General features: G+C 40.3%; 23 protein-coding genes and 1 pseudogene. 4 read left to right on the top strand and 20 right to left on the bottom strand.

Annotation, left to right across the window (positions count from 1 at the left end; translation table 11 throughout):
• Positions 1–82: 82 nt before the first annotated feature.
• The 12 genes and pseudogenes from ACOB82_RS05695 to ACOB82_RS05640 all read right to left on the bottom strand — a co-directional run bounded on the left by ACOB82_RS05695 (position 83) and on the right by ACOB82_RS05640 (position 10,610).
• Positions 83–922, bottom strand: coding sequence for a peptidoglycan DD-metalloendopeptidase family protein (locus ACOB82_RS05695; protein ID WP_448211978.1), 840 nt, complete (start codon positions 920–922; stop codon positions 83–85).
• Between the two features lie 57 nt (positions 923–979).
• A complete protein-coding gene (locus tag ACOB82_RS05690; RefSeq protein WP_448211977.1) occupies positions 980–1,561 on the bottom strand; it encodes a YqaA family protein in 582 nt (193 codons plus the stop codon).
• Positions 1,558–2,220, bottom strand: a complete 663-nt coding sequence (locus ACOB82_RS05685; protein ID WP_448211976.1) for a protein-L-isoaspartate(D-aspartate) O-methyltransferase — start codon at positions 2,218–2,220, stop codon at positions 1,558–1,560. Before ACOB82_RS05685 ends, ACOB82_RS05690 begins: the two co-directional genes overlap by 4 nt.
• Positions 2,217–2,969: a 5'/3'-nucleotidase SurE gene (gene surE / locus ACOB82_RS05680; protein ID WP_448212104.1), complete on the bottom strand. Its 753-nt coding sequence runs from the start codon at positions 2,967–2,969 to the stop codon at positions 2,217–2,219. Before surE ends, ACOB82_RS05685 begins: the two co-directional genes overlap by 4 nt.
• A gap of 22 nt (positions 2,970–2,991) precedes the next feature.
• The gene (gene truD, locus ACOB82_RS05675; RefSeq protein ID WP_448211975.1) at positions 2,992–4,050 is read right to left on the bottom strand and encodes a tRNA pseudouridine(13) synthase TruD; all 1,059 of its coding nucleotides are present in this window, start codon (positions 4,048–4,050) and stop codon (positions 2,992–2,994) included.
• 1 nt (position 4,051) lies between these two features.
• A complete protein-coding gene (gene ispF / locus ACOB82_RS05670) occupies positions 4,052–4,525 on the bottom strand; it encodes a 2-C-methyl-D-erythritol 2,4-cyclodiphosphate synthase (RefSeq protein ID WP_448211974.1) in 474 nt (157 codons plus the stop codon).
• Positions 4,522–5,238: a 2-C-methyl-D-erythritol 4-phosphate cytidylyltransferase gene (gene ispD / locus ACOB82_RS05665; RefSeq protein WP_448211973.1), complete on the bottom strand. Its 717-nt coding sequence runs from the start codon at positions 5,236–5,238 to the stop codon at positions 4,522–4,524. Before ispD ends, ispF begins: the two co-directional genes overlap by 4 nt.
• 54 nt (positions 5,239–5,292) lie before the next feature.
• Positions 5,293–5,589, bottom strand: coding sequence for a cell division protein FtsB (gene ftsB, locus ACOB82_RS05660; RefSeq protein WP_448211972.1), 297 nt, complete (start codon positions 5,587–5,589; stop codon positions 5,293–5,295).
• 162 nt (positions 5,590–5,751) lie between these two features.
• Positions 5,752–6,378 (bottom strand): hypothetical protein, encoded by a 627-nt coding sequence (locus ACOB82_RS05655; RefSeq protein WP_448211971.1) that lies wholly within the window; start codon positions 6,376–6,378, stop codon positions 5,752–5,754.
• 469 nt (positions 6,379–6,847) lie between these two features.
• Positions 6,848–7,297 (bottom strand): annotated as a pseudogene (tnpA, locus tag ACOB82_RS05650) (IS200/IS605 family transposase).
• A gap of 279 nt (positions 7,298–7,576) precedes the next feature.
• Positions 7,577–8,869, bottom strand: a complete 1,293-nt coding sequence (gene eno / locus ACOB82_RS05645) for a phosphopyruvate hydratase (protein WP_448211970.1) — start codon at positions 8,867–8,869, stop codon at positions 7,577–7,579.
• A 106-nt stretch (positions 8,870–8,975) separates the two neighbouring features.
• A complete protein-coding gene (locus ACOB82_RS05640) occupies positions 8,976–10,610 on the bottom strand; it encodes a CTP synthase (RefSeq protein ID WP_448211969.1) in 1,635 nt (544 codons plus the stop codon).
• A 224-nt stretch (positions 10,611–10,834) separates the two neighbouring features.
• Between ACOB82_RS05640 and ACOB82_RS05635 the strand changes: the two genes are divergently transcribed.
• Positions 10,835–11,410 carry a DUF4202 domain-containing protein gene (locus ACOB82_RS05635; protein ID WP_448211968.1) on the top strand — a complete coding sequence of 192 codons (576 nt, stop codon included), beginning with the start codon at positions 10,835–10,837 and terminating at the stop codon, positions 11,408–11,410.
• 307 nt (positions 11,411–11,717) lie between these two features.
• Positions 11,718–13,325: a GGDEF domain-containing protein gene (locus ACOB82_RS05630; protein WP_448211967.1), complete on the top strand. Its 1,608-nt coding sequence runs from the start codon at positions 11,718–11,720 to the stop codon at positions 13,323–13,325.
• Between the two features lie 61 nt (positions 13,326–13,386).
• Here the strand turns inward: ACOB82_RS05630 and ACOB82_RS05625 are convergent, their stop codons facing one another.
• From ACOB82_RS05625 to rlmD, 4 genes are read right to left on the bottom strand one after another with little or no spacing between them, the layout of a single operon-like run.
• The gene (locus ACOB82_RS05625) at positions 13,387–13,767 is read right to left on the bottom strand and encodes a YbaN family protein (protein WP_448211966.1); all 381 of its coding nucleotides are present in this window, start codon (positions 13,765–13,767) and stop codon (positions 13,387–13,389) included.
• A gap of 33 nt (positions 13,768–13,800) precedes the next feature.
• The gene (gene mazG, locus ACOB82_RS05620) at positions 13,801–14,601 is read right to left on the bottom strand and encodes a nucleoside triphosphate pyrophosphohydrolase (protein ID WP_448211965.1); all 801 of its coding nucleotides are present in this window, start codon (positions 14,599–14,601) and stop codon (positions 13,801–13,803) included.
• Positions 14,602–14,610: 9 nt separating this feature from the next.
• Entirely contained in the window at positions 14,611–16,809 is a 2,199-nt protein-coding gene (gene relA / locus ACOB82_RS05615) for a GTP diphosphokinase (RefSeq protein ID WP_448211964.1), read from the bottom strand.
• Positions 16,810–16,837: 28 nt separating this feature from the next.
• A complete protein-coding gene (gene rlmD, locus ACOB82_RS05610) occupies positions 16,838–18,235 on the bottom strand; it encodes a 23S rRNA (uracil(1939)-C(5))-methyltransferase RlmD (protein WP_448211963.1) in 1,398 nt (465 codons plus the stop codon).
• Positions 18,236–18,288: 53 nt separating this feature from the next.
• Between rlmD and ACOB82_RS05605 the strand changes: the two genes are divergently transcribed.
• Both ACOB82_RS05605 and ACOB82_RS05600 read left to right on the top strand, forming a co-directional pair.
• Positions 18,289–19,740: a histidine kinase dimerization/phospho-acceptor domain-containing protein gene (locus ACOB82_RS05605; RefSeq protein WP_448211962.1), complete on the top strand. Its 1,452-nt coding sequence runs from the start codon at positions 18,289–18,291 to the stop codon at positions 19,738–19,740.
• Positions 19,715–21,115 (top strand): response regulator, encoded by a 1,401-nt coding sequence (locus ACOB82_RS05600; RefSeq protein WP_448211961.1) that lies wholly within the window; start codon positions 19,715–19,717, stop codon positions 21,113–21,115. Before ACOB82_RS05605 ends, ACOB82_RS05600 begins: the two co-directional genes overlap by 26 nt.
• A gap of 60 nt (positions 21,116–21,175) precedes the next feature.
• Here ACOB82_RS05600 and ACOB82_RS05595 read toward each other — a convergent pair whose 3' ends face one another.
• From ACOB82_RS05595 to recO, 4 genes are all read right to left on the bottom strand, one after another.
• On the bottom strand, positions 21,176–21,424 hold the full coding sequence (locus ACOB82_RS05595; protein ID WP_448211960.1) for a hypothetical protein: 249 nt from the start codon (positions 21,422–21,424) through the stop codon (positions 21,176–21,178).
• Between the two features lie 154 nt (positions 21,425–21,578).
• Positions 21,579–21,959, bottom strand: a complete 381-nt coding sequence (acpS, locus tag ACOB82_RS05590) for a holo-ACP synthase (RefSeq protein WP_448211959.1) — start codon at positions 21,957–21,959, stop codon at positions 21,579–21,581.
• On the bottom strand, positions 21,959–22,690 hold the full coding sequence (gene pdxJ, locus ACOB82_RS05585) for a pyridoxine 5'-phosphate synthase (protein ID WP_448211958.1): 732 nt from the start codon (positions 22,688–22,690) through the stop codon (positions 21,959–21,961). Before pdxJ ends, acpS begins: the two co-directional genes overlap by 1 nt.
• 4 nt (positions 22,691–22,694) lie before the next feature.
• Positions 22,695–23,375 (bottom strand): DNA repair protein RecO, encoded by a 681-nt coding sequence (gene recO / locus ACOB82_RS05580; RefSeq protein WP_448211957.1) that lies wholly within the window; start codon positions 23,373–23,375, stop codon positions 22,695–22,697.
• Between the last annotated feature and the right edge of the window lie 29 nt (positions 23,376–23,404).

Genomic DNA, 23,404 nt, shown 5'->3' with positions numbered 1-23,404 from the left:
ACTTCTCCCATCAACTAGCGTGTGCTAAGTTTTACAGATTGACTACTTATTCACATTAACTCCATTATTATTCTTATTGTATTTATTGTTTAGGTAAGTACTTCAGAGGATTCACCGACTTTCCACGAAAGCGAACTTCAAAATGAAGCATGACTCTTTTCGCGTCAGTGTCTCCCATCTTAGCTATCACATCACCAGCTTTAACCGACTGCTGCTCTTGAACCAAAATATGGTCATTATGTGCATAAGCGCTAAGGTAATCATCATTGTGTTTTACAATAACTAATTTTCCATAACCTCTTAATGCACTTCCGGCATAAACTACTTTGCCATCTGCAGCCGCTTTAACGCTATCTCCGCGTCGACCAGCGATATCAATCCCTTTGTTTCCTTGGGGTGCCGTAGAAAAAGATGCGATTACTTTTCCCTTGGCTGGCCATAACCACTTCGCTATTTTTTGCGAGAAGCTATCGCCAGTGCCAGTGGGCTTTTTGCTTGTTTTATGCCCACTTACAACTCCACCATACTCCTGCTTTTTACTCGATGCAATAGCTTTTTTATGACGATTTGTAGAGGTTGTACCAGAGTTATTATTCGATTTTTTAGTAGAAGTCTTGCTACTACTCGCTTTGGTCAACTTTTTATTAATGATCAATTTTTGACCAGGAAAAATTCGATAAGGAGGTGTTAAATTATTGTTAGCAGCTAAGGTGCGAATATCACTGCTTGATCGCCAAGCGATCGAATATAAGGTTTCACCTTTTTTCACCACATAAGTATCTGAATGGATGCTCGCTATAGTGCGGCTGTCGACCGAAACCGTGGCATTTGACTCAACAACGGGGGCAGGAGTATGTCTGCCACTACAGCCAATGAGTAATAAACTTGATATGAAAATAACGATTAATTGACGATAAAACATCCTGGTTAAGCTGTATTCTCCAAAAAATTAAACTGCATATTTATTCGTGAATTAGATTTAGGCTTGATAGATGAGATAAGCAAGCACAATCAATATTACCATTGCCCAACCAATAACATCTATCCACTGACGTAATTTATCTTGCATCGACTGACCGCCCCATTGCATTAATCCTGCGACTAAATAAAACCGCAAACCACGACCGACAAATGAAGCAATTAAAAACGGGATAAACAACATCTGTAAGAAACCGGCGCTAATGGTGAACACTTTATAAGGAATTGGTGTAAAGCCTGCTAAAAAGACGACCCAAATGCCCCACTGTTCAAACCAACTAATGGCATGATCAAGTTTATCTTGATAGCCCACTTCCGTAATAATTGGTTGCACCCAAGCATCAAACATAAAATAGCCAAGCAAATAGCCAACGACACCACCAACAACAGAAGCAATTGTTGTTATTGCCGCGTAACGCCATGCTTTATCGGGCTTAGCCAATACCATTGGTGCTAACAAAACATCAGGCGGAATAGGGTAAAACACTGACTCAGCAAAGGTTAAAAAAGCTAATACTCGCGGCGCAAACTTATGCTCTGCCCACTTCAATGTCCAGTCGTAAATTTTGGTAAAAATTTTCACAGTAATTCACCTGGAACCAAAGGCACAAAGCGTACCGCTTCAATTTGACGCTCGTGAAAGTCATCACCTTCTCGAGTTATTAACTTCAAAACTTGCGCTTCTTGGCCAACAGGAATCACCATTCTGCCACCATCAGCTAGTTGTTCCAGCAGGGCTTGCGGCACTGAACTTGGTGCAGCTGTTACTATTATCGCTTCAAAAGGCCCTTTACTTTTCCAGCCTTGCCAGCCGTCACCATGTTTCATTGAAACATTATGTAAGTCCATCGCTCGTAAACGTCTACTCGCTTGAAATTGCAAAGACTTAATGCGCTCGACCGAGAATACCTGAGGGACTAGTTGCGCCAAAATTGAAGTTTGATAGCCAGACCCCGTACCTATTTCTAAAATTGATGCAGGAACACCGCTTGCCAAAATCAATTCTGACATCTTCGCGACAATATAGGGCTGAGAAATTGTCTGCCCTTGACCTATAGGCAGTGCGGTATTGTCATATGCTTTATGCGCTAATATTTCTGGCACAAAAATATGTCTCGGCGATTGGGATATCGCCGTCAATACACGCTTATCAGTGATCCCTTCATTTACCAGCTTTTGAGCGAGAATTTCACCACTACGGCTTGATTTTCCGCCAATACGACTTCCTACTTTGACATTCATATCGTTACATCACTCATCCATTCTGTCATTTGCTGCATACTGTTATAGGCCGTCATATCGACGGTTAACGGCGTTACCGACACATAATTATTGGCTATTGCATTAAAGTCGGTACCCTCACCTGAGTCCAACTCTTTACCCAATGAACCGTACCAAAAAATATCTCGCCCCCAAGGGTCCGTCACTCGCTTCATGGTTTCCGCTTTGTGACGATGACCTAAACGGGTGACTTTAATACCTTGAATTTCATCAAGTGGCACATCAGGAACGTTAACATTTAGAATTTGATCAGCAGGTAACGGATGTTGTTTCAGGCGCTGAATAATCTTAGCCGTGATTACCGCAGCAGTTTGATAATAGTTTTCTTCTTTACCAACCAATGACACCGCAACCGCTGGTAAGCCCATATGACGCCCTTCTGTTGCTGCTGCCACGGTTCCTGAATACAAGGTATCATCACCTAAATTGGCCCCATGATTGATGCCTGCTACCACTAAATCAGGTAATGGGCTCATTAATTGGCTGATGGCTAAATGTACCGAGTCAGTTGGCGTACCATTTACCGAAATAAAACCGTTTTCCAGCACTTGTGCTCGTAAAGGGTTCAATAGTGTCAGAGAATTACTAGCGCCACTGCAGTTTCGATCGGGGGCAACCAAAGTCACATCAGCAAACTTGCTTAACTCTTGATAAAGCACTTTGATACCAGGCGCATGCACACCATCATCGTTACTTAATAAAATTCTCATCATGATGTTTTGTCTACTTCTCTTAGTTTTCTGGTCTAAACTGCTCTGATACATCGGTATAATCAATTAGCTCACGCAAAATTGCCGTAGCGTAACTACCCGCAGATAATATAAACGATAACTTAACACTGCTGTCATCAAGTTTTTCAGCCCTACCATTTACCAAATTTAATCGTATTCGGCGGCGCTCTTGTTTTAAGCCAAAGTTTGCTAAACCATCACATAGTTCAGGGCTTTCCTGCGCTACCGATGTTTCTAATGCATTGGCTTCAAGCTGAGTCATTAACTCCCCTGCCCCCCACATCGGCGCAGTAATATCTATTTGTCTGGCGCTTAATCGCTCGCTAATGTCGGTATTGGGTTCATTTTCCCTAAACACAGAATTTGTTTCAGCCAGCATAAAAACATCACCACAAAGTGCAGTGGCAAAGTATTGTTGCTTTATACGACAAGCAATCATTTGATTGAAAATATAAGAACGAGCGGCCGATAAATATAAGCCGCGTTTCTTCTTGTCTTTAATCTTTTGACCGTTAAACATGGCCAAGGCCCGCACTAAATTGTTGCCATTAAAGCCAAAACGCTGCTCACCAAAATAATTCGGCACGCCAGTTTGTGCTGTTTTTTCAAAGCCTTCAATCAAGGCGTCGACATTACTGACCTTGCGTAAGGTCAACTCAAATCGATTACCTAACAACGCGCCAGTTTTAAGTTTTTTGTTGTGGCGACTAACTTGCAGTACCTTAACACCATCAATGGCTAAATCCGACAGGTCATATTCTTGCTTACCGGGTAAATGTACACCAAACCACTGCTGAGTAACCGCATGACGATCTTTAAGCCCAGCATAACTGACTAGTGAGTCTTTGACTTTAAAGTATTTGGCTAAACTTCTGGCAACCTGAACGGTATTTTGTCCAGTCTTTTCTAGGTGAATCAATAAATGCTCACCTTCACCTGTTGGCGCAAACGGCAAAATTTCAAAGACCTTAAAGTCTTGATGAAAAGTTCTTAAGTCACCGGTAATTTCTGGTTTACCGTTTAAATAAGGTAAAGACTGGTATGGCTTAAATTTACTCACATCACACCTTTAACAACAGCACAACTGCATGAACGGCGATGCCTTGTTTTTCACCAACAAAACCTAATTTTTCAGTAGTCGTTGCTTTGACATTGACTTGGTCAAATTCGGCATTTAAGTCTTGGGCGAGTATTGATCGCATTTCAACAAGGTGAGGTGCCATTTTCGGCGCTTGAGCCACTATGGTTATATCGGCATTGCCAAGTTGATAACCTTTACCCTGCATTAAGCCAACGACATGTCTTAGCAAAATGCGTGAATCGATATTTTCAAAATCGCTATCAGTATCAGGAAAGTGGTTACCAATATCTGCTAAACACAGCGCCCCTAAAATGGCGTCACATAATGCATGAATAGCAACATCACCATCAGAATGTGCGATAAAGCCCTGCTCATAAGGAATTTTAACGCCAGCCAAGACAATTGGGCCTTCACCGCCAAATTTATGAACATCAAAACCGTGGCCTATTCTCATGAGATTTCCTGTTGTTTAGATAAGATAAATTCAGCCAATGCTAAGTCTTCCGGCTGAGTAATTTTAATATTGTCGCTACTGGACTCGACTAACATGCTAGGTAAGCCGATAGCTTCAATTGCTGACGATTCATCGGTGATATTAACCCCATGTTTAAGGCCGGACTCTATCGCCTGAGCTAATTCGCCAGCGCGGTACATTTGTGGTGTTAAGGCATGCCAAAGCTGTTCACGAGCGACCGTCTGCTGAACATGGTTATCTTGTGTCACCTTATTTACAAAGCCACGTTTCATGGTGTCTTTAACTTTTGCCGCTAATAAACCACCAATGTTATTGGTTTGGCATTGGGTTATTAATCGTTCTATATCTGCAACTAATACACAAGGGCGCGCCGCATCATGCACTAACACCCAAGAATTCGGCTGACATAATGCCAAGCCAGCATAAACTGAATCAACACGTTCTTTACCGCCAAAAACGGTTACTACTTGCGGATGATTTGCCAATGATGTTTGAGCGTAATATTCATCTTCATGGCTAATCGCCACAACGACACGTTCAATATAATCACTTGCCAACAGCTTATTGACTGTGTGTTCAAGCACGGTTTGCCCCAGCAATGACAAATATTGCTTTGGACAAGCACTTTGCATACGTTTGCCTACTCCTGCGGCGGGGACTATGGCAGTTACAGCTGTTAATGGTGATTGCATACTAGGAAATGGCACCTTGATGTTCTTGGCTTAAGCGTAAGATATGATGATTTATCAATTTCTATCATCTCGCTTTTTGTCGGCTGGTACGATGCGAAAAAACGTTTCATTTGGTTTGATCATGCCCAACTCATTTCTGGCACGTTCTTCGATGGCCTCAACCCCTGATTTTAAATCATCAGTATCTGCGTAAAGCAATTTATTGCGCTGGCGATTATTATTGTTATCGGCTTGTTGGCGAGCGACTTCTTCTTTTAATTCCAGATAATCAGGAATGCTGTTTTTGCCAAACCACAAGCGGTGCTGCAAAACAACAATAAAGATCAGCAGAATTGCGGTAATAATTCGCATGAATTGCTAATGCCCAGCCAATATAAATGAGAAGATAATTGTTAGCTATTATAAGAGGCGTGAAACAAGTGTAAACACTTTAACTGGCTATAATGGTACTACTCGCCGATAATTCCATCGAAACTTATGAAATATCAAATTATTTACTTAGTTTGATTGAGATTAGCCAGCTTCTGTCATTATCTTCAATGGCTTTTTTAAATTACGCCAATTAATGGAGCAAGACAGTAATAACTCTCGCAGACTTGGAATAACAGGTCGACATGGCGCATTATTTCGCCAACAATGGCCGGCGCAGCCAGCCATCATGACTTTCTTGGTAGGTTTTAATAGCTGAATATCCGCTTGGGCTAAGCTTTCCTGATTAAACCAGCCATAAATATTAGTGCGAAAGCGCTGTTTTGCTTCATCGACTCGATCAATACAGTCTAAAACAATTTGCTCATTCACTTTCACTGGTACGACTAAACCTCGCGCCAAAGCATTCGTTTGGTACCACTGCCCAACTTCTGGTAATGATTGCCCTTGCAAAGGCATAGTGCGACTTTGTTTAGTCGACCAAGAAGCATTTTGGCTGTCTAGCGTCATCGGAGTTTCAGCATTCACCATGGCATGAGCAGTTTTTTGCACGTAATAACTTAGGCTTTGTAACCGACCCTGAATAGAGCGCACATCATTTGTTTTCAGCCCAGCAAGCAAGTGTAATTCTCGCTCGTAAAGCGCATTACATAGTTCAGCAAATTGATTTGATTGCTGAGGATTTTGCCACAGGGAAGCTTGCTCGGTCATTTAATGTGCTTTAGTTAGAATTTTTAACCACTTACTGCCTATACCAATTGAAATAAATTTTTAACCTATTCAGAGTTTCGTCAGAGAAGTTAGAATAAAGCAAATTGATGCCGGTGTAGTCATTCTCCATCAAGGCAATTTGTAAAGTTATCACTTTTCTGACGAGCTCCCGTAGGGCGAGTTTAAACGGCTTATATGCTGCGTTATTGACTTTGATAAGGGAATAACCATTACCGGCAATCAAAGCCTTGCCTATAAGCCGTTTAATTCTCGCTGAATAATCAAATATTTAATTCAATTGGTATTACAGATTAAGCATAATTGATTAGATAAATAATTGCATCCATAACAAACAGTTAAGAAATTTATTTCAGCACCAAGTTATTACCAATAGTTACCGCTAATAATCGAGCAGTAAAAATCCACCTGCATAGCAGGTGGCTTTGACACGGCTCCCTAGAAGGGAGCTTTAATTTCTATCGACTTCAAGCAACAATTGCCGCTCTTCATCTTCTTTCGCCACTTTATCTTGGTATTTTACATACCTTTTAATTATGGCTTCATTAGCTCCTACCGAGTCAACGAAGTAACCCCTTTGCCCAAAGTGACTACCCCACAGCTTCTTCTTTCTCAAATAGGGAAATTTATTAAACAGTCTTATGGCTATTCGATCCTTTATAAAACCCACTAATTCTGAAACACTTAAACTCGGTGGTGTCCTCACAAGTAAGTGAACATGATCTATTTGAACATTCAATTCTACAACATGACACTTTTTCATATTGCAAAAAACGTAAATGCTCCTATAAACCTATTTTCCTACTTTACCTGTTAAGGTTTTGTACCTGTACTTTGGCGTCCAAACGATGTGATACTGACATCGATAGAACACGTGTGAAGCTTGTTCATATCGGCTCATGTTATTTACTCCTTCATTTGCTGGTTACAAACGAAGTCAGTATTTAACATGAGCACTTTACGGACAAAGCCCCGACTTAACGATCACCACCTCCATAGGAGGTGGTTTTAAGTTAACAAAAAAAAGCCGACTCTATGTCGACTTTTAAAAAATATCGTGAATTTTGAAGCTAGTTAGTACTAGAACAAAAAACCGCACCAAGTGTGTAATACAAAGTTGGCAAATGCCAATGAGTACGTCTGATGAAGTTATAGTGCTAACTAGCAATAAAAGTTCCGATTATTGACCTTTAATTTCCGAACGGCCATTAAACACTGCTTTGTCGCCTAAGAACTCTTCAATGCGCAATAACTGGTTATATTTAGCTACGCGATCTGAACGACAAAGTGAACCGGTTTTAATTTGGCCAGCAGCAGTACCAACCGCTAGATCAGCGATTGTAGCGTCTTCAGTTTCACCACTACGGTGTGAGATAACCGCGGTAAAGCCCGCATCTTTAGCCATTTTAATTGCCGCTAACGTTTCAGTTAATGAGCCAATTTGGTTGAACTTGATTAAGATAGAGTTACCAATACCTTGCTCAATACCACGGGTTAATATTTTAGTGTTAGTAACAAATAAGTCATCACCAACTAATTGAACTTTGTCACCAATCATATCGGTTAATACTTTCCAGCCATCCCAATCTGACTCATCTAAACCGTCTTCAATCGAAACAATTGGGTATTTCGCTGATAACTCAGCTAAATATTCAGCAAAGCCTTTTGAGTCGAATTGCTTGCCTTCACCGCTTAAGTCGTAAACACCATCTTTATAAAACTCAGATGATGCACAATCTAATGCTAAGGTTACGTCTTTATTCATTTCGTAACCAGCGTTGGCAACAGCTGTTTCAATCACTTTTAATGCGTCTTCATTTGATGCTAAATTTGGCGCAAAACCACCTTCATCACCAACAGCAGTATTCAAACCTTTGGCAGACAATTCTTTTTTCAATTGATGGAAAATTTCAGCGCCCATACGTAACGCTTCTTTAAAGCTAGGAGCGCCAACGGGTTGCACCATAAACTCTTGAATATCAACATTGTTATCAGCGTGCTCACCACCGTTTAAGATGTTCATCATCGGTAATGGTAATGAATATTGACCCGGTGTGCCGTTTAAGTCAGCAATGTGTTCAAATAATTGTACTTTCTTTTCCATTGCCGCCGCTTTAGCGTTTGCTAAAGACACTGCTAAAATCGCGTTAGCGCCAAATTTTTCTTTGTTTTCAGTACCATCTAAATCGATCATGATTCGATCAATTTCAGCTTGGTTTAACGAATCTTTACCGATAAGTGCATGAGCGATCGCATCGTTTACCGCAGCAACCGCTTTTAATACGCCTTTACCTAAGTAGCGAGACTTGTCACCGTCACGTAATTCTAACGCTTCACGCGAACCAGTTGAGGCACCAGAAGGCGCACAAGCACGGCCCCATGCACCTGAAGCTAAGTAAACATCAGCTTCTACAGTAGGGTTACCACGTGAGTCCATTACTTCACGTGCAATGATTTTAGCAATGTTTGACATTTTTATTCCTCTTAGGCTTGTTCAAAAGCCCGTTCACACATTTAATTTTTATAAACAAAATTTTCAAACAAAAAACCGTAGCTAGGCTACGGTTTTCATTAATTGATTAGTCTTGTTGTTTGTGAAAGTTATACGCGGCCGCGACAAAACTTTCAAACAATGGGTGGCCATCGCGTGGAGTAGAATTAAACTCTGGATGGAACTGACCAGCAACAAACCAAGGGTGATCTTGATTTTCAATCACCTCAACTAACTTTTTATCCGCAGACAAACCTGAGAACACTAAACCTGCTTTGCTTAATTGATCTCGGTAGTTATTATTTACCTCATAACGGTGACGGTGTCTTTCATAAATGGTTTCACTGCCATATACGTCACAGACTTTGGTACCTTTCACAAGGTGACACAATTGTGAGCCTAAACGCATAGTGCCGCCAAGATCAGAATTTTCACAGCGCATTTCAACTTGGCCAGCTTCGTCTAACCATTCATTAATTAGCCCCACCACTGGATATGGTGTCTCTGGGTTAAACTCGGTCGAGTGAGCGCCTTCAAGGCCGGCAACATTGCGCGCAAATTCAATTAACGCCACTTGCATACCTAAACAAATACCTAAATACGGTACTTTGTTTTCTCGAGCATATTGCGCCGCTAAAATTTTACCTTCAACACCGCGTTCACCAAAGCCACCCGGTACTAAGATCGCATCAAGCTCTTCGAGTAATTCAACACCTTTGACTTCAATTGCTTGTGAATCAATATACTTGATGTTAATGGTTACTTGGTTTTTCAAACCAGCATGTTTTAATGCTTCATTAACAGACTTATAAGCGTCAGTTAATTCAATATATTTGCCAACCATACCAATGGTTAGCTCATCTTTTGGATTTGCTTCTTGGTATAGTACTTTTTCCCATTCTGATAAATCTGCTTCAGGTACATCTAAACCAAAACGCTTACAAATGATTTCATCGGTGCCTTGAGATTTAAGTAATGCTGGAATTTTGTAAATGCTATCAACATCGCGCATTGAAACAACGGCTTTTTCTTCAACATTACAGAATAACGCGATTTTCGCGCGCTCATTAGCTGGGATCGCGTTTTCACTACGACATACTAAAATATCTGGGAAAATACCAATAGAGCGTAATTCTTTAACTGAGTGTTGAGTTGGCTTAGTTTTAATTTCGCCCGATGGCGCTAAGTAAGGAACTAACGTTAAATGCATAAACATCGCGCGATCGCGACCAAGTTCAACACCTAACTGACGAATAGCTTCTAAGAATGGTTGTGATTCAATATCACCTACCGTGCCACCAATTTCCACCATGGCAATATCATAACCTTCAGCACCTTCAATTACGCGACGTTTGATGTCATTAGTAATATGAGGAATCACCTGAATGGTTGCGCCTAAGAATTCCCCTTTACGCTCACGCGCAAGAATATCTTGGTAGATTCGACCAGTAGTAAAGTTATTACGCTTAGTCATTTTGGTACGAATAAAGCGCTCATAGTGACCTAAGTCTAGATCGGTTTCGGCACCATCTTCGGTAACGAATACTTCACCATGCTGAATAGGGCTCATCGTGCCTGGGTCAACATTAATATAAGGATCAAGTTTAAGCATAGTGACTTTCAAACCACGTGCTTCTAGAATAGCGGCTAACGACGCAGCTGCAATCCCTTTACCTAACGACGAAACAACGCCGCCCGTCACAAAAATATATCTTGTTGTCATGTTAAACCCAGAAATAAGGAAGTTTGGAAATTGGCCAAACTTGAACAATTTGATCAAAAATTCAAGTATAGCAGGACGGGGCAGCATTATACCCAAGCACTTGAATAACAACAAGCAAACATCGGATAAAAACCAGTAAAACTTTTGATATTTTCTCTTTCGACAAAGCCCTCAATCATCGTATGATAAAACAAAGCAACTAATATATTGGCAAGTGATTGATAATGAAGCTGGAAAACGTACTAGCAAAAATTGATGCTCTAAACAGTAATGATCCCAACAAGGAAAACTTCAATGGAGAACTCGTTGCCAAAGAACTGATTTACGGTCAACGTATGAGCGCCTGTTTAGCTGCACACTGGCCTGAGGCGAATGAATTCCTACAAATAGCGGTAAGAGCTCAACACATACAACGTTGGACTATTGCTAGAAGTGAATATCCAGCAGGCAAAGCAGGCTACCTAAAATGGCGTAAAGCACTTGGACAATTTCACGCTGATACTGCCAAGCATATTATGTTAAGCCACGGGTATAGCGAACAATATGCTGAGCGCACCGCTGCAATTATTCGTAAAGAACAGCTGAAAACCAACGCAAACAGTCAAACGCTTGAAGACGTAGCATGCCTAGTTTTTCTACAACACTACTTCGAACCATTTGCCGCAAAACATAGTGATGAAAAAGTCATCAGCATTTTACAAAAAACTTGGCGAAAAATGTCGGAAAAAGCCCATGATATCGCATTAAATATGACTTTACCTGCGCATTTAGCTAAACTAGTTAATCAGGCACTAAGCTGAGGTTAACTGGGCATTAATCGGGCGTTAACCCAATAAACTCAACCAAAATTAGATTTATCTCAAAAAAATGGCTATTAAGCCATTTTTTTTAAAGCCTTAGCGGGCTTGCTTTGTTATCATTTTGTAACTTTGCTGTGAGTGATAAACGGATGAAAAATAGGTGATAAACTACTTTGAACCTTGGCGTTAAAAGTAACCTTATCAAAAGTAAAAAACAGTTAATTAGCAAACCTTACCGCACCTTTAACATCATTTATTAAAATATTAATTAGAAATATTAGTTACTTAAAAGTAGTTGGAAGCATTAATGAGCATGGAAATAAGTAGCCAAGAAGTAAACAATTTAAAACGTTCAAATTCGGAGTTAAAACGGGCTATAAAGCATTTTATCGAAATATCTCCTAGCAACGGCACTTTGGCAAACCAACTTTTTAATATCAAAAAAGCATTAAAGTCTAATGATGCTATGTTTACGTTTTCATCTTTAGTTGAGCAATACGCTAAGATGAAAAATAGCTATGACAATGCTGATTACCAACAAGAAAAAGCGGCATTAACAAAGTTTAAGTCATCCATTAAAAAGTCAATATCACGCGACTTATCTAGCCATCAATTAGAAAGATTTAATGAGATTACCTCAACGCTAGAACTTGAAGAACCGAGCTATAACGTTTTGGTAGCAGCAGGTAAAGCGCTAGATTTTATCGCCAACGATTTAAGTAATATTCGCGCATCGTCAAATGTTGTGGTTTCAGCCGAAGAAAATGACTCTCAAGAAACTGGCGTAGTTGCAGCTGATATTCAATTAGCCAGCAGAAAGCTAATTAAAGACATCATTATCGTGTCAAAACAACTGATTAAGTCCTACCCGAATGACAAAATCATTGGCACTATTTTGCAAGAAGCAAGCACAGTTACCGAGGGCAAAGGTACTTTCTTTACCTCAATAAACCTACTTGAGCGCACAACCACTTACCTTACGTTGCTTATTCAGCAAGAGCGCTGCGCGGCAGAAGAAATGCTAAATGATATTCATACCAGTTTATTAGGCGCATTTAGTCAAACCACAGTAATTCAACAATTGGCGCAATCGCTTAAAGGTAGCAGTGACGATGCTACCACTAATATGCTTAGCAAATTAAGTGATATGGAAACAAAGGCGCATACCATCAACTCGATTGATGGCATGAAAAAGCACATTAAAGATAGTGTCAGCTTGCTTTCAGATATTGTGAATAATTACGCACAGCAGCAAAATAAAATTCATAGCGCCAATCAAGCCAAAATAAAAGATTTGAATTTACAAATACAAAACACAAGCAGTTTCGTTGATAAGCTTGAAAAGAAACTTAATGTTGCCGAGGAAGTTAGTTTAGTCGATGAATTAACGACAGTAGGCAACCGTAAAGGCTATGTTTTAAGAATAAATAAAGAACGCCAAGACTGGCAAACAACGAAACAGCCGCTAAGTTTAATTGTCGTTGATGTAGATCATTTTAAAGCGATTAACGACACTTACGGCCACAGCATAGGTGATCAAGTACTTAAATGTTTAGGGCAAACCCTTAAAAAGCATATGCGTTCAACCGATTATGTTGCACGCTATGGTGGTGAAGAGTTTGTCATCATTTTACCGGCAACCAATATCAATGAATCGATTAAGATAGCTCAAAAGCTTAGAGAAGTTATTAATAAGCTGAAGTTTGAACTTCGCAGGAAAAACAAAGTATTAAAAGTAACCTGCTCTTTTGGTATCGCAGCTTTTACTGAACAAACCAGCAATAGTACAGAAGTGTTTAATGATGCTGACCGAGCGCTTTATCAAGCAAAAGAAAATGGTCGTGATGCTATTGTTTTCGTTAAAGACGGCGAGTTACTTAGTGTTCAACAGGAAGTTGCCGTACTTGAACATTAAGTGTAAATTTCTCAATTATTAAAAAGGCGGGCTTAAGCTCGCCTTTTTTGTTTGCTAATAGCTATTGATTATTTTCTATTTTGCGCTGGTGATGATCTGATATTGGCAAGCGTAAAATAAAAATAAATGGCACGACCATCAATAAAATTAGCCCCAGCCGCCAAGTATTAGATTCTAATATATAGCATGACCACGCTGCTGCTATGACCATGGTCATTAACGCCAGATATTTGCTCTTTTTAGCAATTGAACGATGTTGTTGCCAATCCTTTATCAGTGGCCCAAATACCGGATTAGCGAGTAACTTGCCATGTAAATACGGTGATGACTTAGCAAAACATCCGGCTGCTACTAACAGAAATGGCGTGGTTGGCAGCACTGGTAATGCGGCACCGACAATGGCTAATCCAACAAAAAACAACCCAATTATTTTATAAAGCATAAAGTTATTGTGTATTAAGTTTGGCGAATGAGTTTATCGCGTCTTTACGGCTTTAGCTTGCTGCCAAAATTGTTCCAGCTCAGTTAAATCATAAGACTCAAAATCTATACCTGAATCGGCCACTTGGCTTTCAACATGTTGAAAACGCCTAGTAAACTTTTCATTGGCCGCTCGCAGAACTGCTTCAGGATCTTGCTTGGCATGGCGACAAACATTAACCACTGCAAACATTAAATCCCCCAACTCTTCGGCCAGTTTTTCAGGATCGCTATAAAGCTCAGCCTTTACTTCGGCAACTTCCTCTTCCACTTTATCAAAACATTGACCAATATTATCCCAATCAAAACCGACATGAGCACAACGTTTTTGAATTTTATTGGCTCTCGATAATGCCGGAAGCGCTTTGGGAATATCCGCTAAAATACTTAAATTGCTATCGGCGCTTTTTTGCTGGCGCTCTTTCGCTTTTTCATTTTCCCAGTTGGCTTTAATTTCAGCATCCGTGGTTAAAGATTTATCAGCAAAGACATGCGGATGACGACGAATTAATTTTTCACAAATTGCCGCTACCACATCATCAAAATTAAAATGTTGTTGCTCTTGCCCTAACTGGCTATAAAACACCACCTGAAACAGCAAATCCCCCAACTCTTTTTCTAGCTCTGGAAAATCTTGTTGATAAATTGCTTCGGCAACTTCATAAGCTTCCTCTATAGTGTGAGGCACTATCGAAGCAAAATCCTGTTTAATATCCCAAGGACAGCCAGTTTTAGGGTCGCGTAGCTGTGCCATAATCCAGCGTAATTTTTCCATCGAAGGTTTAGCGTTTAACATAACAGCTTCCTAATGTGATAAACGTTTAACGTCAATAACATCATCTAGTTGGCGTAATTTAGTCAGGATACGTGTCAACATATCACTGTTGGCAATTTCCAAGGTAAAGCTCATACGCATGGTTTGCTTAAACTTATCGCTGTGGCTAGCCATGCCAACAATAGACACGCGCTCGTTAGAAATGATGGTTGAAATATCGCGTAATAAGCCATTGCGATCACTGGCGGTAACCTGAATAGTTGCTTGATAACTTTTCTTCTGATCTTCGCCCCATTGCACATCTATTTCGCGCTCTGGCTGTTGCTCAAGTGACAAGGCTAATTGTTCACAATCAGCTCTGTGTACCGAAATACCACGACCATGGGTGATAAAACCTAAAATTTCATCGCCAGGTACAGGTTGGCAACATTTCGCCATATGCGTCATTAAGTTACCAACACCAAGTACAGTTACACCATCATTTGCTTGCGTTTTATGTTGGCTCGCTTGTTTGTTAACTATCGACTGCGGATCAATATCTGCCGGCGCTTGCTCTTTTTCCAAGCGTTGCGTAATAAAATTAACCACTTGCTGTAAACGCGCATTACCAGAGCCAATTGCCGCATATAAATCATCAAGGGAAGCAACATTAAATTTTTGTGCTGCTGCATCAACATCTATTGACTCAAGTTGAGCTTTAGTTAACTCGGCATCTAATAAGGCTTTGCCTTGCTCGATATGCTTATCGCGATCGAGTACTTTAAAGAAATGTTGAACTTTTGCGCGGGCTCTAGCCGAATGAATATAGCCAAGTGATGGATTCAACCAATCTCGACTAGGGTTGGGCTTTTTACTGGTTAAAATTTCAACCTGATCGCCCGTTTGTAACTCATAAGTAAATGGCACAATACGGCCAAATACTTTGGCGCCAATACAACAGTGGCCAACATTTGAATGGATGTAATAAGCAAAATCTAACGGAGTTGCGCCAGCCGGTAAATCAATCACATCACCATTAGGGGTAAATGCGTAGATTCGATCTTCAAATACTTGGCTGCGCAGCTCTTCTATGACTTCACCACTTTCAGAAACATCTTCCTGCCAACGCAGAATTTTTCTTAACCATTCGATTTTTTCATCAAAACCAGAGGTTTTACCTGATGCACTGCCCTCCTTATAACGCCAGTGCGCAGCAACCCCTAATTCAGCATCTTGATGCATTTGTTCAGTACGAATCTGAATTTCAACCGATTTACCTTCTGGGCCAAGTACTACCGTATGAATTGATTGATAGCCATTGGCTTTAGGTGTTGCGACATAGTCATCAAATTCATTAGGCAAATGCTTCCAATTAGTATGCACTACACCAAGCGCTGCATAACAATCTTGTAGTTGCTCAGCAATAATACGAACCGCGCGAACATCAAATAACTGATCAAAATCTAACGATTTTTTCTGCATTTTTTTCCAAATGCTATAGATATGTTTGGGCCGACCATAAACCGTGGCTTTAACCTGCATTTGTTCTAATTGTTGCTGCAAAGTCGCTACAAAATTCACCATATATTGCTCGCGGTCAAGGCGCTTTTCGTCGAGCAATTTGGCAATTTTCATGTAGGTATTAGGATGTAGATAACGAAAAGCAATATCTTCCAATTCCCACTTTAATTGACCAATACCTAAGCGGTTAGCAAGCGGCGCGTAAATATTTTCCGTTTCTTTAGCGGCAATCACCCTAACTTCTTCGTCAGCATTTTTCACCTGGCGTAAATAACAGAGGCGCTCAGCAAGCTTAATCACTACCGCACGCACATCTTCAACCATCGCCAATAACATTTTACGAATATTATCCACTTGGTTAGCAGCAACTTTATTGGTTTGTTTTTGCTGTAAGGTTTTGATCGCTTTCATTTGATCAACACCTTTACACAACATATAAATTTTTGCGCCAAATGACTCTTTTATATCAGCCAACGCAAGTGACTTATTTTCAATTAATGGCACTAAAACCGCAGCGCATAATGAGTCTTTATCTAGGTTTAATTCAGCAAGAATTTCCACCATTTCTAGTGATTTGGTTAACGTTGTCGGTTCATCATCGAATTTTTGTTGTACCTGCTGCCACAACCCTTGTAGCGCATCAGCTTTCGCTTTTGTTAACTCAAGCGATGTTAGCCAATGCTCAAAGTTGGTGGTCGACATTTGATGAGATTTACGTACCGAAACCATGAAAAAACCTTAGTTGAAATGGAGATAATTAGTCGTCACTTTCGAGTTCAAACAATACCATAGTTTCTACGTGTTTTGTTTGATTAAACATATCGATTAAACCAATTTTTTTAATTTGATAGCCACCGTTTAATAAGACTTTAGTATCTTTCGCTAAGCTGGTGGGATCACAGCTAACATATAGAATCTGCCTTGCCTTAAATTTTAATAATTGCTGACAAGCTTCATATGCCCCTGCACGTGCCGGATCTAATAACACTTTGGTAAATTCTTGCTTACTCCAAACTTGCTCTAGCCAGTCACTATTTAAATCAAATTGATAAAAGCTAGCATTCGTTATTTGATTTGTTGCAGCATTGGCCTCTGCCCTTGCCACCATGTCATTGACCCCTTCTACCCCAACAACTTGCTTAACCTGCCTTGCTATGGGCAGGGAAAAATTTCCCAAACCGCAGAATAAATCCAGTACTACATCGTCCGCGCTTAAGTTAAGCCAATGAAGTGCTTGATTGACCATTTGCTGATTAACCTTGGCATTAACTTGAATAAAATCACTGGGTGAGAAGTTAATAGTAAAGTCATCCAGCAAATAAGCTAATGGTGCAGTATTCTTGGGTTTTTCCGGTTCAGGCTTTGCCAGTTCTGATTCTTCCGTTGCTGGTTCTTTCAAGTTTAGAGCCATTAATTGCTGACCATAATCAAAGTACACTTGCCATTGATATTGGTTTGCTGCAACTTGCCAGATTTGTTTAGCTTGAGCCGACAAGTTGATTAACTGCCGAATGACTAAGGTGATATTTTCGGTAACAATGACTTCGATATGACCAATACTTTTCGGCGCAGCTAATTGAATCAGCACAGTATTTAGCTGTTGAAATATTTCATTAAATTCTTCGGCTAATACTGGGCAGTGCTTAATTGGAATTAAGGTATTTGACTCTTTTTGTCTAAAGCCAATAATGGCTTCACCTAATTTATTGTACTGCACACCGATGCGCGCTTTACGTCGATAATGCCATGGCTTGCTGACAATTTCAGGCTGCCAAGGCAGGTTTTCAACGCCCTGACGAGCCATCAACTCAGTCACTTTCTGCTGCTTAAAGCCAAGTTGCCCTTGTTGAGAAAAGTGCTGTAAGTCGCAGCCACCACATTGGTAATAATGTCCACATTCAGGAGAAACTCTCTCTGGCGAGATCTGAGCAACTTTTAATGCTTTGGCTTTGATAAATTTGGCATTGCTTTCTAGGACTTTCGCACTAACATTTTCACCTATTAATGTATGAGGGATAAACACTGACTTTTTTTCAAAGCGTCCAACACCAACGCCATTAATATCAAGCCGTTCAATAGTAACGTTGATGGTTTTACCAACCATCTTACTTGTTTGCAGTTTAGCAATATTTGCTGCTTTAAATATTTTTGCCATAGAAAGCGAAATCTTCCCAGAATCGGTAGTATAAATTTAGTGGATGTTGTGACATGATAACGTCATCAGCGGTTGATTTTACACTAAAGTTCCAGGCAATAATGCACAAAATAAGTCTAAAAGACTGGGTCGTATTACTTACTATTATTCCAACCACCGTCATAGGTATCGGTATTGGTGGCTATTTTTCTTATAGTCGCTATATCGAATTAGATGATTATTTAGCATTACGAGCCCAAAGTATTTTGGAGCCCATAGCCATTGTTGGGGTTGAACCAATTTTAACGAAAAAGCGCGAAACCTTAAGGCGTTTGATCGGTGCAGCTCATAGAAACCATTCCGATATCATTAAAAACATTACAATATTTACCGCAGACAATCAGATTTTTGTTACCAGTGCCTATCATGGTGATACCGGTTTGATGCGCCTTAGCCCAGGCCAAGCAATACCATCAAAAACTTTAGTTGAAAAACTGCCGGAATATTTAATTTTTAGAGCACCTATTTTTAACGACAATGGTCAGCCAACACCAAATAATGTTTATGAAAATGCCCTAGGGTATATCGCCGTTCAAATTGACCGCAATAAAATAAAGTTTCAACAACAAAGCCAAATTTTAATTGCCTTTTCTATTGTTTTATTTGGTTCACTTATCAGCGCAATATTTGCTTTCAGGTTAATTAAAAATGTAACCCGGCCAGTAAGTTCCATGGTGCAAGCGGTAGATCGCATTCGAGAAGGAAAGTTAGAAAGCCGTGTTAGTGGTCAACTCATTGGCGAATTAAACTTTTTGAAAAATGGTATCAATGCCATGGCACAAAGTTTAGGGGATTATCACGATGAAATGCAGCGTTCAATTGACCAAGCCACAGTAGATTTACGTGAAAGCTTAGAGCAGTTTGAAATTCAAAACGTTGAGTTGGATATCGCAAAGCGCAAAGCGCAAGAAGCAAACAAGGTTAAGTCTGAATTTTTAGCCAATATGAGTCATGAGTTACGCACGCCACTAAATGGCGTAATCGGCTTTACAAGACAAGTATTAAAAACCCCACTAGGCGATACACAGCGTGATTACCTGCAAACCATTGAACGCTCGGCCAATAATTTATTGGCGATCATTAACGACATTCTCGACTTTTCAAAACTTGATGCCGGCAAAATGGTTATTGAAAGCATACCGTTTGCCTTAAGAGAGTCTTTAGAAGAAACATTAACCTTGCTAGCGCCTAGCGCTCATAAGAAAAATATCGAATTATCGTTGCGGATTGCACCGCAAATTGAAGATTCACTCATTGGCGATGCAATGCGAATTAAGCAAGTGCTAATCAACCTAGCCAATAATGCGATTAAATTTACCGAAAAAGGCTCGGTATGTATTGATGTCGATATTGAGTCTATCACCAATAATCGAGCACTATATAAAGTCACCGTCAGTGATACCGGTATTGGTATGACGCTAGATCAACAAAAAACTATTTTTGAAGCCTTTGGGTCAGGCAGATAAAAGTGTTACCCGACTATATGGTGGAACGGGTCTTGGCCTAGTTATTTCTCAGCGCTTAGCCCGAGAAATGGGCGGCGATATCGGTTTTGTTAGTGAAGAGCGTAAAGGGTCAACGTTTTGGTTCTCATTTGAATGTGAAATTAACCCAGTATCACTTGGTCAGCCAATTCCAATAGAAGGCTTAACTCATAAGTCAATTTTATACTTTGAACCCCATACCCATGGCCGCATCGCTACTAGCGAAATCTTATCTAGCTGGAATATGACGGTTATGCCGGTTAGTAATATCAACGAACTTAGCGACGTCCTTGCCCAAGAACAAAACTATGATTACGCACTGATTAGTCATGATGTGACACCAACGGCATTAGCTGAACTTAAAGCCCTAATAAAGTCAGTAAAAGAGCGTTGTCCTTCGATCCATTTAGCAATTAACAGTAACTCTCCCAGCCTACATGAAGCATTAGTTCGAAGTGGCGCTACAAGCTGTTTAAGTAAGCCTTTAACTCCTTCTCGAATTGCCAAAGCGTTGCTACCCGCAGAGCAGCTACCAGCAAATGAGCTGTTATCCATCAGTAATAAAAAAATTCCAATTAAGGTGCTGGCTGTTGATGATAATGATGCCAATCTAAAGTTAATTAGTGCCTTGTTAGCCGAGCAAGTTCAAGAAGTAAATACCGCCACTAATGGTGAAGAAGCGGTAGAGTTATGTAAAACAGAGAAATTTGCCCTGATTTTCATGGACATTCAAATGCCAGTAATGGACGGCATTAGTGCCCTTAAAATGATTAAGTCTAATACCTTTAATGATCAAACACCGATTATTGCCGTTACCGCACACGCCTTAAGTGGCGAAAAAGAAAAGCTTTTAGTTGAAGGCTTTAGTTCATATATGACTAAACCTATTGATGAGTCCATGCTTAAACATACCATTTACGAGTATTGCGATCTTGAACTCCTCAGTACACCTACATTAGCTCAACAGTTAGAGGCGGTTGGTGAAAGCGTAAACATTAAAACAGAGGTTATTGACTGGCCGTTGGCGATGACTCGCACAGGCAATAAACTTCACCTAGCCAAGGATATGTTAAACGGCTTGGTTAGTAGTTTACCTGAGACAAAATCATTAATTGAAGAAGCTATTACTTGTCAGGACACCGACCAAGTAAAAACCTTGATTCATAAACTTAACGGTGCGTGCTGTTATACCGGCGTACCAGCCCTTGCGAAAATTACTATGCAAATTGAAAGTATGTTAAAGCAAGAAAGTGCATTGGACGATCTAGAACCCGAGTTCTTTGAGTTTTTCGAACATATTGATCGAGTATTAAAGGAAGCCCCGGGAATTCTTAAAGAAGTGGAAGAGTTAAGCTAGCAAAAAAACGCTAGCTACGGCTTAGTTATGGTGTAAGTACGCTTTATGAATTGGTACCGGTTATTCACGAATTTTTATATTGGGTGACGTATTAATTTCGCCATCTTCGGTAATCACAGCAACTCCGCCATTACAGGTTAGCACCGCTAAGCTTTTACCGTTGTCATTACGAATAAAGCGCAATTCATAACCAAACTTACCAAGGCTACTTGCTGAAAATTTCTGCGCTAACGACAAACGTGACCACCAAACTGAGTTTTCGGGTGGTTCACTTCTTCGTTCAACTAACGGTTTTTCTAGAGGATTCATAATCCAACCTCATAACAGGCAAAAGCCTTACTTCTAGAACAATTTGCATTGTCACGTCTTACTGTCGCAACTTTATGTACACCAGATGTACGCAATGCACGCCAGCTACAGCTTTACTAACTAAAGTATAGTTGAGTATATATTAAACACTAATTTATTTAGATAGTACCACAAATGCAAGCGCATAATGTTTTTCATCTGAAATCGAAATGTGCCAATTTGTTGCCCCTAAACCTTGTGCCTTCTCCAGTGCAATTGCATCTAGTTGCAATACTGGAGCACCAGAGGTAAGTGTTTCTATTTCAAAATGTTGGAATGAAACACCAGCGGCAATGCCAGTGCCTAAAGCTTTGGCCGCTGCCTCTTTAGCCGCCCAGCGTTTGGCTAAAAAGCTATCTGGTTGTGGGTGATGCAGATATCGTTCCAGTTCATTAGATGTTAAAATTCGCTTAGCTAAACGTTGCTTGGCGTTGTCTGCCATAGCTGCAATACGAGAAACTTCAACAATATCAGTACCAATACCAACCACTGACACTACAAACGAGCCTCTATCATTAACTGTTTCATATCTCGTACTGCTTTATCTAAACCATCAATCGCCGCGCGAGCAATAATGGCATGACCAATATTAAGCTCGATAACCTCTTCAATTGCCGCAATCGGTTTTACATTATGATAGTGCAATCCATGACCAGCATTGACTTTCAAACCAATACTTGCCGCATATTTTATCCCTTCTTCTAAACGCGCTAATTCTGCCAATTGCGTTTGCTCTGTTTCGGCATCAGCATAACAACCGGTATGGATTTCAATAAATGGCGCTTTAGCCGCTTTTGCTGCGTCAATTTGTGCTTTGTCTGCATCAATAAACAAGCTAACTAAGATACCTTGCTCTGCCAATTTTGCCACTGCTGACGAAACTTTAGCGAGCTGGCCGGCGACATCTAATCCGCCTTCAGTCGTAAGCTCTTCGCGCTTTTCTGGTACTAAGCAAACAAACGTAGGTTTAACCTGACAAGCAATATCGATCATTTCATCTGTTACGGCCATTTCAAGGTTCATTCGAGTTTGCAGTGTTTCTTTCATCACAAAAACATCGCGATCCTGGATATGACGACGATCTTCACGTAAATGAATAGTAATACCATCAGCACCAGCGTGTTCTGCTACGCTAGCTGCATGTACTGGATCTGGGTAAGTCGTACCACGTGCTTGGCGTAAAGTGGCGATATGATCAACATTTACCCCTAACAAAATCTCTTTCATATAATTACACTCTTTTTTCAAATAGTTTGCGGCTGTTTAACGGTTGGTGCCCTAACAGCTGATTAATAATATACCGCATTAAACGCTTTGCCGTGGATAATGCAGATGCATGCTGTAGTTGATTTTCCGCAAACGCTAATAAATCTGACTTCAAATAACTTTCACTACGGCCTGCTGACTGCTCAAAGCCATGTTCCATATTAAAGCTGACATAACTCCCTTGGCACGATTCTAATTGCTCAAAATTCAAGCCTATTCCTAACTCCGTCAGCAACGCCAATTCAAATTCCCTAAGCAAGGGCTCCACATGAACTTCGGTTACTAAGCGCTTAATTAATTGCTGGTAGAGCTGAAATAATGACTCGCAAGGAATAAGTTCAGGTAATAGACGCACCAATAACTCATTAATATAAAACCCACAATATAAGTTGTTGGCAACTAATGCCAAGGATTTACCCTGAGCTTCTATCGTTTGTAAGGTTTTAAGTTGGTGCTGACCTTTTATTTGAATGGTTAGCGGTAGAAAAGGTTGTAGTAGCGGTTTTTTATTGGACTTCAATGATTTACCAACATAAACAACCGCCGCTACTTTGCCGTCAATCGGGGTAAAGAATTCAACTAACTGTTTGTGATCTTGATAAGGACGACTATGCAGTAAAAATGCAGGTTGTGGTTCGGTAATCACGTTTCCGTACCTAAATCAGGATCAGGCTG

The sequence above is a fragment of the Colwellia sp. MEBiC06753 genome, from assembly GCF_053470325.1.
The sequence above is the reverse complement of the archived record's forward strand: the minus strand, read 5'-3'. Positions and strand labels throughout refer to the sequence as shown.